The following is a 2651-nucleotide window of genomic DNA, read 5'->3' as shown; positions in this document are numbered from 1 at the left end:
GCCCGGCGCGGCCCACAGCCATGCCCGTGAACCGTCACCCACAGCAAGATCGATAAAGCAGGTGAATGTTTACGAAGTAACGGTCCAGGGGCCACCGACCGTACCCAGGTCCCCCGAACTCAGGTTCGGCCGGCTCGGGTCCCCGTACCCAGGTTCCCCGAGCTCAGGTTCGGCGCCGGGGGGTGCGGGACGTTGCGTGCGCCGAGCATCTCGGCGGCGATCTCGCGGACCTCGGCCATGCTCGGGACGGCGCGCCCCGCGTCGGTCAGCTCCCGCTGCACGGCGGTCATCTCCACCTCGGGCATGCCGCAGGGCGTTGCCCAGGCCCATGGCCGCATGTCGCAGTCGACGTTGAGCGCGAATCCGTGGCTGGTCACCTTGCGCGTGCACCGCAGGCCGATGGACGCGATCTTCCGGTTGGTCCGGCGGGTCCAGACGCCCGTGAGCTCGACGGACCCGGGCGGGGTGTCCCGCCGCTCGGCCGGAATGCCGAGCGCCTCGACCGTATCCACCAACCGGGCCTCCAACAGCCGCAGGAACGGCACCACCGCGTTCATTGCGCCGATATGACACATCACGTAGCCCACCAGCTGGCCGGGGGCGTGGTACGTCAGCAGCCCACCCCGGTTGGTCTCGTGAACCGGGATGCCCAGCCCCGCGAGCGGGCGGTGCTCGGGCGGAGTCCGCTTGCCGACGGTGTAGACCGGCGGATGCGACAGGAACCACAGCGTGTCCGGCCGCACGCCGTCGATCCGTTCCCGCACCATCACCCGCATCCGCGCCATGGCAACCTCGTAGTCGACGAGATCCTCGTCGAGGCGCAGCAGGGCCTCAGGCCAGGTCACCGGGACCGGGCCCGGGCCGCCGTCCACGGCGTCCACCCCGTCCACCCCGTCCACCCCGTCGACGACATCCACCCGGTCGATAGCATTCACGGGGTTCACGGCATTCACCTCTCCACCGTATGCCCGGTCCACCGTGTGCCCGGGTTCCGGCGGTCCGGGCCGGGATGATCCCGCGCGGTCGGCGTACCGTAGCGCACAGGGAGCAGCGATGACGTACGACATTCTCGCCGACCTCGTCGTGGTGGCCCACCTGCTCGGGATCGCGTTCATCATCTTCGGTGGGCTGCTGGTCCGGCGGCGGCGCTGGCTGCATGTGCCCGCCATCATCTGGGGCGTAACGATCATCACGATCGGGTTCACCTGTCCGCTGACCCCGTTGGAGAAGTATCTGCGACGGCTTGATGGTCAACCGGCCTACCAGGGCGGTTTCATCGATCATGACCTTGCGGGCGTCCTCTACCCGGACGATCTCACCTGGCTCGTCCGCTCGCTGGCCGCGCTGATCGTGGTCGTTGCCTACGTGCGCGTCTGCCTGGACCTGCACCGACGACGGTCCCGACCGACGGTGGGCACCGGACCGGATCCGGCATCATCCGACCCCGGCCAGCGATGACCGTGATGACCGGCGGTGGGGTAGGCCGAGGCCGGCTACGGCGTCACAGCGATACGACGCCACATCGCTACGACGCCGCCACCGGCACACCCCGAATACCCCAACGGGCACACCACCTACGCCGGCGCCGCCCAGCGGGTGCTGGACCGGGTGTCTCAACCGGCGGTGAGCCAGTGGGACACGGCGTCGCCCGTCACGACTCGCACGGTCAGGATTACCGCGGCAACCGCGAGAAGCGGAACGACAACCCAGTGTTCGATCCTGCCGTCCGTCCGGGGAACCAGGACTGTCTCCATCCGCCAGGTGACCGGCCAGAGAAGAGGGCAGCCGCGCGGGGTCAGGCAGTCCCCGGCCAGGTGGGCGAGACAGCCCAGGGTGACCGCGTAGCCGGCGAAGCTCATGTCGATGCCGTGCATGAGAAAGACAGCGACCCCGGCGGTCACGCAGTCCATGACGGACGACCAGTGCTCGTGCTTCTCGAAGTCCAGGCCGAGCCCACGTAGCCCGAAGCCCACGAGGACGAACAGCGCGGCCCACCATCCGTACTCGAAACGGGCAGCCAGCAGGCCCATGACCACGCCCATGCCGAGCGCGAAGAGGAGCGAGTGGGTGGCGTGCCGGTGGCCACCGGCGGCCCTGCTGATCCACCTGCACATAACCCGGGTGACCGGCCCGAAGGTGTTGGCGATCCGACCGTTGGGATGGTCGATGTCGGGCAGAAGCGCCGCGCCCGCGGACACCACCGCGCCGGCGATCACCTGGGACGAGGACAAGGACCCCGCGTGCGAGCCCAACCACTGCTCCCGGGACAGCAGGGGTGCGGCGGCCAGCCAAACCACCGCCCCGCTCAGGGCGTGGGTCCGCCCCATCATGGCAGCTCAACCTGAATGATCAGCACCGTCAGACTGTATCCAGCCGATCCAGATCCAGCCGATCCAGCCGCCGCGCGCCGAGCGACGTTCGGCTGTCCCGTGGCAAGCAGGCCCCGCGTGTGGTCATCGATCCAGCTCGTCAGACCGGTCGTCCGCGAGTTTGATGTTCCGGTCAGCTCCCAGGCGCGGGTGCTGACGCGAAGAGCATCGCTACGCGGTCTCCAACAGGCTCGAAGCCAAGCTGCTGATACACGCCGTTGCTGGTCGGATTAGCCAGATCGGTGAACAGCAGGACCTCGTGCGCTGTGTCCATTCAGGGGT

3 protein-coding genes are annotated in these 2651 nt (G+C 68.7%); 1 reads left to right on the top strand and 2 read right to left on the bottom strand.

Features of this window, described 5'->3' with window-relative positions; all coding sequences use genetic code 11:
* Positions 1-119: 119 nt before the first annotated feature.
* Positions 120-944 carry a lipoyl(octanoyl) transferase LipB gene (gene lipB / locus AC08OU_RS24360; RefSeq protein WP_476602421.1) on the bottom strand — a complete coding sequence of 275 codons (825 nt, stop codon included), beginning with the start codon at positions 942-944 and terminating at the stop codon, positions 120-122.
* 109 nt (positions 945-1053) lie between these two features.
* Between lipB and AC08OU_RS24355 the strand changes: the two genes are divergently transcribed.
* The gene (locus AC08OU_RS24355; protein WP_476602420.1) at positions 1054-1458 is read left to right on the top strand and encodes a DUF2784 domain-containing protein; all 405 of its coding nucleotides are present in this window, start codon (positions 1054-1056) and stop codon (positions 1456-1458) included.
* 155 nt (positions 1459-1613) lie between these two features.
* Here AC08OU_RS24355 and AC08OU_RS24350 read toward each other — a convergent pair whose 3' ends face one another.
* Entirely contained in the window at positions 1614-2327 is a 714-nt protein-coding gene (locus AC08OU_RS24350) for a metal-dependent hydrolase (protein ID WP_476602422.1), read from the bottom strand.
* Between the last annotated feature and the right edge of the window lie 324 nt (positions 2328-2651).

The organism is Frankia sp. CcMO1, assembly GCF_977945845.1.
This window is presented reverse-complemented; position numbering and strand designations above follow the sequence as displayed.

Coding starts and splice junctions, on each gene's coding strand:
- AC08OU_RS24355 (WP_476602420.1), top strand. CDS start 1,054: ATGACGTACGACATTCTCGCCGACCTCGTCGTGGTGGCCCACCTGCTC.
- AC08OU_RS24350 (WP_476602422.1), bottom strand. CDS start 2,327: ATGGGGCGGACCCACGCCCTGAGCGGGGCGGTGGTTTGGCTGGCCGCC.